Below are 7,652 nucleotides of genomic sequence, written 5' to 3' on the forward strand. Positions count from 1 at the left end.
TGCGCAGTGCGCACGAGAGAATGTCACAAGAGCAGGTTTCCGGCAAGATGCGCGGCACTCATGTTGAGATCAACCAGACAGGAGACCTCGCCATGACCCGCATTCTACGCATTGACAGTTCATCACGCCCTGCCGCACCGGAAGGCTCTCTTTCCGAGGGTTCGTTTAGCCGCGCTATGGCTGACCACATCTCCGCACAGCTTCTTGCGAGTAACCCTGATGCACAAGTGCTGCAACGTGATCTGATGGCAGAGCCGATTGCGCATATCACCAACGACACGATCAAGGGGTACTACACCCCGCCGGAAGCAATGACAGATACGCTGCGCAATGCGACCGCGCTGTCGGATGCACTGATTGTGGAGTTGCGTGAAGCAGACGCCATCGTGCTTTCAGCGCCGATCTACAATTTTTCGCTGCCTTCAGCGCTGAAAGCCTGGATCGACCAGATCGTTCGCATCGGCCAAACCTTCTCTTATGAGGAGGGACAGTTCGCGGGTCTTCTTAAGGATCGCCCGACCTATCTTGCGCTCAGCTACGGCGCGACGGGCTATGGGCCCGGCGGTCCATTGGAAAGCTACGACTTTCTGCGGCCATACCTGACTGGTGTGCTGAATTTCATTGGGCTGATGTCGGTGGAAGTCTTCGCGGTCGAGGGGACAACTGCGCCGGATGCCACCGAACGCCTCAACACCGCACTGGCCGAGATCGACGCACGCGTGCCCGTCACCCAGGTCGCATGATGTCGCCAGATTGTCCAACGCTTTACTGGATATCCGGAAGTCCACCGGCCTGGCGGGTGATGCTGGCCCTTGTGATCAAGGGCGTCGCATTTGATGCGCGGCATCTCTACCACGGCGCTGGCGAGAACCGCGACCCGGCCTATCTGGCGCTCAATCCGAAGGGACAGGTGCCGACCATCGTTGCAGGAGACATCGTGCTCCGCGAGAGCCTCGCGATCCTGGCCTGGCTGGATCGTGCCTTCCCGGATCAACCGATCTGGGGCAATGATCATCGGGGTGCTGCAGCCATTTGGCAGGACGTGATGCTGATGGAGGGTGATCTGCGCCCCGCTGTGACGGCGGCTGCGCAGGGATTGATCCGGGGGCGGCCTGTGCCGACCGAGTCAGTGGACGTGCTCGAACGCGAAGCCAATCACTTGGATGCACGCCTTGCATCGACCGCCTTTCTTGGTGGTGAGCGCCCGATGGCGTCTGACATCTGGCTTTATCCTGCGCTGCGCTGGATCGGGCGGGGCGTCGCGCTCAGCGCAGACCCACCCAAAGCACTACGCGGCCTCGTAACCGCACGTCCTGCACTGGCTGCTTGGGACGCGCGCCTGACCGCACTGCCGGGCGTCGCCAGTACGCATCCGCCGCATTGGGAAGACAAATGACAACCAAACATTCACACGAGGAGATCACACGATGATGAAGACAATGACCACCATGCTTGCCACCGCTCTCGCTGCCAGCCCGATCTTTGCAGAGCAGCGGGAATGGACGCTCGACCTTGGCCATGCGCATATCGGCTGGGAAATCGATCACATGGACCTCGCGCGTACCCTTGGCCGATTTGACAACTTCGAAGGCACCTTTCTGATAGATGAGGATGATCCGGCGAATTCAAGCATCACCGTGACCGTCGATGCTGCCTCGGTGAACTCCAACCATGCGGGGCGCGACAACCATATCCGCAATGCGGATTACCTCAACGTTTCCGAGTTTCCTACAGTCACGTTCACATCCGGCGAAATCACCATGACCTCAGAGACCGAAGGCATGATGGACGGAACGCTGACGATGCTGGGTGTCACGGCACCCATCACGCTCGACTTCACGCTTGTCGCTGACCGGACCTATCCGGACTTCATCCCGAGTTACAATGAAATCCGCACTGCGTCTTTTGAGGCAACTGGGACGATTACCCGAACCGATTGGGGCATGGACTTCATTGCGTTTCCCGGTTCACCCACCGGGCTGGAGATTGACCTCGACATTCATGTGGACCTTGTCGACTGCACGACCGTGCCTGCCGACACGCTGGCCACGAACGTGCCTTGCAACTGGGGCTACGTGGAAGGCTTCACCGGCCCGAATGAGGGCTGAACCAAGGGCGCAGAACCACGAAAGACCATAAAGAATTGGAGAAGAACCCATGACGACCTGTCCCGACCTCAACAACAAGACAGCCGTTATCACTGGCGCCTCTCGCGGCATCGGTGAAGCAACGGCCCGTCATCTCGCCAGCCTCGGCGCTCATGTGGTCCTCGCCGCGCGCTCTGCGGATGCTATCAACAGAATTGCAGCTGAAATCCTTGATGCGGGTGGGAAGGCGCATGCCTTGGCGACCGATGTTGCGGATGACAACGCCGTGGCGAAACTGATCGCCACGACCGTTGATGCAACCGGGCGACTGGATTTGCTGGTGAACAATGCGGGCCTGATCGATCCGATCTTTCGGATTGCGGACAGCGACCCCACGGCGTGGGGCAATATCATCGACGTTAACATCAAAGGTGTCTATCACGGCTTGCGGCACGCGATGCCCGTCATGGCTGGGCAGGATAGCGGGGGTACGATCGTAAACATCTCCTCAGGTGCTGCAAATTCGGCCCTTGAAGGCTGGTCGCATTACTGCGCCTCCAAGGCTGCAGTGCAGCGATTGACGGGTGTCGCGCATAAGGAAGCCCATGGGTCGGGTGTCCGCGTTTTTGGCCTCAGCCCCGGCACGGTCGCGACAGAGATGCAGCGGCAGATCCGCGCCTCTGGCATCAATCCCGTCAGCCAGATCCCTTGGGAAAGCCACATCACGCCCGATTGGGTTGCGAAGGCCATTGCGTTCCTGACGACGCCCGATGCGGACAAATGGCTTGGGACAGACTTCTCCTTGAAGGTTGAAGAAGGCCGGGCGGCGGTCGGCATGGCGTCATAAACTGACGTCCGAACAGCGCCGATTGTTTTGGTCAATGCGCCGTTGCGGCGTCCGAGAGCAGCCTGGTGAGGTCCGTCAGCAGCGGATCGTCCGCGTCATTTCTGCGGGTCGCGACGGCGCATTCCAAGCTGAGCGGGTGCGCGTCGATCGCGGAAACAGCGGCGTTGGACCGACCCTCTGTGACAATACCGGTTGGAAGCAGCGCGACGCCAACCCCTCCGGCGGCCATTACCTGTGCTGCGGCCCAGCTTCCCGCTTCGGCGACAATATGGGGCAGGCATCCGCATGCTTCGGCACGTGCAAAGAGTGTTGCGGTTAGACGGGGCGCCCTGTGATGCGGATGCCAGATCAGGGGGTGTGTAAGTACATCTTGCAGCGGCACGTCATCGCGAAGCGCGAAAACCTTTGGATCGTAGACGGCCTCCAAAGGCTTTGGCTGAAGGTCGCATAGCAAAAGGTCCGCGCGATCCAGTGGCGGATGCAACAATGCCAGATCGATCTCGCGCCGCCCAAGCGCGCTTTCCGCTTCAACCGTGCCCATCTCCTGCACAAAGAGCTTCGTCTCGGGGTGAAGCGCGCGAAAAGCGGCAAGGACGCGCGGTATCTCCGACATGAATGCAGGGGTGAAAGACATGCGCAGCGTCCGGTTTCCACCAGCAACAAAATGCTTGGCAGCAAGTTTCGCTTGCGCCAAGCGGTCAAGTGCGGCGCGCGCTTCAACACGGAACGCACTCCCAAGCGGCGTGAGCGCGACACTGCGCGTTGTGCGCGAAAACAGCGGACCACCTAACTCATCTTCTAACCGCTTCAGTTGTTCTGTCAGTACAGACGGTGTGACGTTACAACGGGTGGCTGCACGGCGAAAGTGAAGCTCATCCGCGAGCGCGAGGAACAGTTGCAGGCGCCGATACTCCAAAACAATCTCTCTTATTATTTGTCTGAAGCAAACAATAAGCCAAAACTTCCAAATTCAGAAACGTTAAGAGTGACCCACATGAAGCCTCACAGGCGGTCAAGAAGCACCGCCCGTCATTCAATCAACGGAGGCGTCATGCCAATTCTCTCTTTCCATCCCCATATCTGCGCAAACGTCGTGACCGGAAGTGCTATCCTACTGACCGGAAGCCCGGTCGCCGCAGATGGCCATCTGACATCCTTGCCCGGCATTGAAGGCCGCGCGCTGGTATCAATTCACGACGGCGACATGGTCGCATCTGCTTACGTCAACGGCCAATTGGGCGCTCCCGAAACGCCAGATGCACTGACCGTGCTGTCGCTTGCGGACATGTCCGTCGCGCAAGTCGAGGTCTCAAACTCAGTCGCTGGCGCGCCCACCGCTGTTGCCGTTACACCGGACGGGCGCTTTGCTGTCGTTTCCGAGAGTTTCGGACCGCGTGCCGACGGCGGTACATCTTTCGGAGATCTCACCCCGGGCGGCTCATTGACCTTGGTAGATATCTCTGATCTTGCTGCGCCTGCAATCGTTGGCGAGGTCGAAGTCGGTTCGCGCCCCGACGGGTTGTCGATCAGCCCGGATGGCAGCATGGTCGCTGTCGCTTTGCATCAATCGGATGGGCGCGGGATCGCCTTCGTCCCGCTGTCAGGTGGCGGCTTGGGCGAGGTCAGCCATGCCAGCTTGCCTGCAATGGACCCGTCTCAACGGGTGAGCCATGTCGAGTGGCACCCAACCGAGGATATCGTGGCGATCCATATGGTGGATCAGGCCGTCATCCACTTTGCCCGCTTCACCCGCGATGGCGATGCGGTGACGCTGGAGCAGTACGGAAACTCCGTTCTGACGTCCAAATACCCGTTCATGGGCCGCTTTTCCCCGGACGGTGCTCTTTATCTGACATCGAACCTCTACTGGGGCCCGGACATCACCGGCATCTGGACCGAGGCACCAGAGGGCGACGTGACAACCATCCGTCTGGGACAGGCAAGCGGAGACGACGCACCGCGACATGTTATCGTTGACCGCGGGATGACGGCCCGTTCCCCCGAAGGCATCGCGATCTCGCCCGATGGTGAATGGGTGGTGACCACCAACCTGGAGGTATCCTATGCGCCAGCAGATGATCCGCGCCATACGCCCTATTCGTCACTCACCCTCATCGACCTGAATCCTACGACGGGCATGATGGAAACCGTCGGAACATACGCCTATTACGGTATCCTCCCTGAAGCCGCTGCCTTTGATGCGTCTGGCAATTACGTCATGGTCTTGAATTACGACCAGTTGGAAGGCGGCCCAGCAGGCGGTTCGATCGACTTCTGGCGCCTCGTTGAGGGAGACAACCCAAAACTGGTGCAAACGCGCAAGAGCATCCCCGTACCCCATGGACCGCACTCCACCACGTTGGTGAATTGACGATATTGGCGCAAGGCTGGACCGCCGCGTAGTTCAAATGTGGCGGTCTATCACAGCCTAATAAGGTTACAGGATTGGTGGAAAGCAAACAAATCGTCAATGAAAGCTCCGGGTGACAAAAGTGCCGTCTCGGTTAGGTAGAAATTGACAATAGCGAATGGCTGATCTGGTGACGTTGGTTGCAAGGCGGCAAAAAATGTACGGTAACCGCAAAGGGATGCTGCGCAAGCGCTGGCGGCGTCTGCACGAGTCCGGTTTGTCCGCCAACTGTCCGATCACAGCGCATCAATCAGTGTCCGTTTTGGACTGAAACGGGACCCGGCGCCAAAACGGAAAATCATGGTAGCTTTGCTTTATTGGCGCACCCGAGAGGATTCGAACCTCTGGCCTCTGCCTTCGGAGGGCAGCGCTCTATCCAGCTGAGCTACGGGTGCCTAGCCGCCCAACTAGCATCGCCCTAACCGTCCTGCAATGGGCAATCGCAGGTCTGGGAAACCTGACTTGCAGGATCGGTCAGCGATGCCATGCTGCGCCCATCGTGCGGCATTCTTTTTTTCCGCTCGCACGTGCTCTTTTTGAAAAACCATTTTGGAGAAAAGATATGAGTAAGACAGCCCACGGGATGTCGCGTTACGATCTGTTTCTGAACGAATGTCTCAAGCAGCACGCAACGAATGATCCCCGCCCTCTACCTCAGGTCTTTGGCTATCTTGGCCATCAAAACCCTGTCACGGGCAACCTGACCAAGGCGCATATTGTCGATGCATTCGACGCCCTTGTCGAAACCATGCGCACCACGAAGGTGGAAGATGGCCCGGCCGATGCGGGCATGACCTTCTTTGGTCAGTTCATCGACCACGACATCACGCTTGACACGACGAGCGCTATCGGGACGGCGATTGATCCGCGTTCCATCCGGAATGTGCGCACGCCGAACTTGGACCTTGATTGCGTCTATGGCGACGGACCGGAGGCCTCAAACTACCTCTACTCCCACGCAGAAGGCACTGAAAACTTTCTGCTTTTTGGACGCAAGGACAACCCTTACGACCTTGCCCGCAATTGCAAGGGAACGGCTCTGATTGGCGATTTCCGCAATGACGAGAACATCATCGTCAGCCAGATACAGGGGGCGTTCATCTGCCTGCACAACATCCTGATGACGCATATTCATGAGGGTGATGACAACGCGCATGACATCGCTGATTGCGCCCAGATGGGTGTGCGGAGCGAGGTCTGGCACGATATCCTGCCGCCAAAGCTGCAAGGGTTTGAGCAGGTCCGCCGCTTCATCCGGCTGCATTATCAATGGCTTGTGCTGCATGAATTCCTGCCCGCCTTCGTCGATCAGGATGACATTGATCATGCACTGGCTCATGACATCTTCCCGGATGCGCCGATGATGCCAGCGGAGTTCTCGGTTGCCGGATTTCGGTTCGGGCATGCGACCGTTCAGCCGCAATATGTGATGCGCAAGGGTGAGGCACCCTTGGACCTCTTTGCCCTGCGCGGCTTTGGTCCCCGCGACCCAGGTGCGACGATTGAGCTGGATCAGTTCTTTGGCAAACATGCGCAGAAAGCTCTGCCCGTCGGGACCAAGATGGCGGAAACCCTGTTCGAGCTGCCCGACAATATTGTCGGGTCCGGCCTGACATGGGGCGAGCATGAGATCCCGCTTGAGCAGGCAAAGAAGCTCGGTCTGCGGAACATTTTGCGTGATCGCACGGCGATGCAGATTCCCTCAGGTCAGCAGATGGCCCGCAAACTGGGCCTGCATGTACTGGATACGCCAAAGGCGCTGAAAGAGCGTCACATCGACAAGACGCCTCTTTGGTTCTATCTGCTGCAAGAAGCGCAGGAGAAAGGCAAAGGGCGTCTGACCGGCGTGGGCGGCAAGATCGTCGCTTCGGTCTTTGTACGGCTGCTGCGTGAGGATCCGGAAAGCATCCTGAACCTGCACGGGTTTGAGCCCTGGTCCGGTTTCGGCGACGAATGCACGATGGCCAATGTCATGCAGTTCGTCGAAAAGCACCGCGATCACGTGAAGAACCGCGAAGACCTCTATTGCGGTCCAGAAAAACACTGAAGATTGGGCGCGCACGGCAATCGTGCGCGCTCTACCACACTGCCAACCTGCGAAACCATCTATCAGCCATAATTTTGACTTTTCGGGTTCGGAGACTGAGTTGCGGACAAAGCCGCCGTCCCTATTTTAGGGAACCAATTTCCGCCTGCGCGAAACCGAACATTCGATCTACGATCCGCACTGGCCGGTCATAGGGCGAGGGATTCGCGCAAGAACCGGCTTCTTTTCGTTTCAGATCGCTCACAGGGGCGAGATTGGTAA

7 protein-coding genes and 1 tRNA gene are annotated in these 7,652 nt (G+C 58.4%); 6 read left to right on the top strand and 2 right to left on the bottom strand.

Going from position 1 to position 7,652, the window contains the following annotated elements:
• Positions 1-20 precede the first annotated feature (20 nt).
• Genes SLH49_RS14100 through SLH49_RS14115 form a run of 4 tightly spaced genes read left to right on the top strand, consistent with a single transcriptional unit; the run spans position 21 to position 2,934 of the window.
• The gene (locus SLH49_RS14100) at positions 21-743 is read left to right on the top strand and encodes an FMN-dependent NADH-azoreductase (RefSeq protein WP_320269762.1); all 723 of its coding nucleotides are present in this window, start codon (positions 21-23) and stop codon (positions 741-743) included.
• Positions 740-1,396 (top strand): glutathione S-transferase family protein, encoded by a 657-nt coding sequence (locus tag SLH49_RS14105; protein ID WP_320269763.1) that lies wholly within the window; start codon positions 740-742, stop codon positions 1,394-1,396. The genes SLH49_RS14100 and SLH49_RS14105 overlap by 4 nt, the downstream gene beginning before the upstream one ends.
• Positions 1,397-1,427: 31 nt before the next feature.
• Complete coding sequence (locus SLH49_RS14110; RefSeq protein ID WP_320269764.1) at positions 1,428-2,108, top strand: YceI family protein; 681 nt, start codon at positions 1,428-1,430, stop codon at positions 2,106-2,108.
• A gap of 49 nt (positions 2,109-2,157) precedes the next feature.
• Positions 2,158-2,934, top strand: coding sequence for an SDR family oxidoreductase (locus tag SLH49_RS14115; protein ID WP_320269765.1), 777 nt, complete (start codon positions 2,158-2,160; stop codon positions 2,932-2,934).
• Positions 2,935-2,965: 31 nt separating this feature from the next.
• Here SLH49_RS14115 and SLH49_RS14120 read toward each other — a convergent pair whose 3' ends face one another.
• Positions 2,966-3,850 carry a LysR family transcriptional regulator gene (locus SLH49_RS14120; RefSeq protein WP_320269766.1) on the bottom strand — a complete coding sequence of 295 codons (885 nt, stop codon included), beginning with the start codon at positions 3,848-3,850 and terminating at the stop codon, positions 2,966-2,968.
• 135 nt (positions 3,851-3,985) lie between these two features.
• Here SLH49_RS14120 and SLH49_RS14125 point away from each other — a divergent pair, with 135 nt between their 5' ends.
• The gene (locus SLH49_RS14125; protein ID WP_320269767.1) at positions 3,986-5,305 is read left to right on the top strand and encodes a hypothetical protein; all 1,320 of its coding nucleotides are present in this window, start codon (positions 3,986-3,988) and stop codon (positions 5,303-5,305) included.
• A 357-nt stretch (positions 5,306-5,662) separates the two neighbouring features.
• Here the strand turns inward: SLH49_RS14125 and SLH49_RS14130 are convergent.
• Positions 5,663-5,739: transfer RNA gene (locus tag SLH49_RS14130), tRNA-Arg, on the bottom strand.
• 167 nt (positions 5,740-5,906) lie between these two features.
• Here SLH49_RS14130 and SLH49_RS14135 point away from each other — a divergent pair.
• Positions 5,907-7,391 (top strand): peroxidase family protein, encoded by a 1,485-nt coding sequence (locus tag SLH49_RS14135; protein ID WP_320269768.1) that lies wholly within the window; start codon positions 5,907-5,909, stop codon positions 7,389-7,391.
• Positions 7,392-7,652 lie beyond the last annotated feature (261 nt).

The sequence above is a fragment of the Cognatiyoonia sp. IB215446 genome, assembly GCF_033963825.1.
Lineage (GTDB): Bacteria > Pseudomonadota > Alphaproteobacteria > Rhodobacterales > Rhodobacteraceae > Yoonia.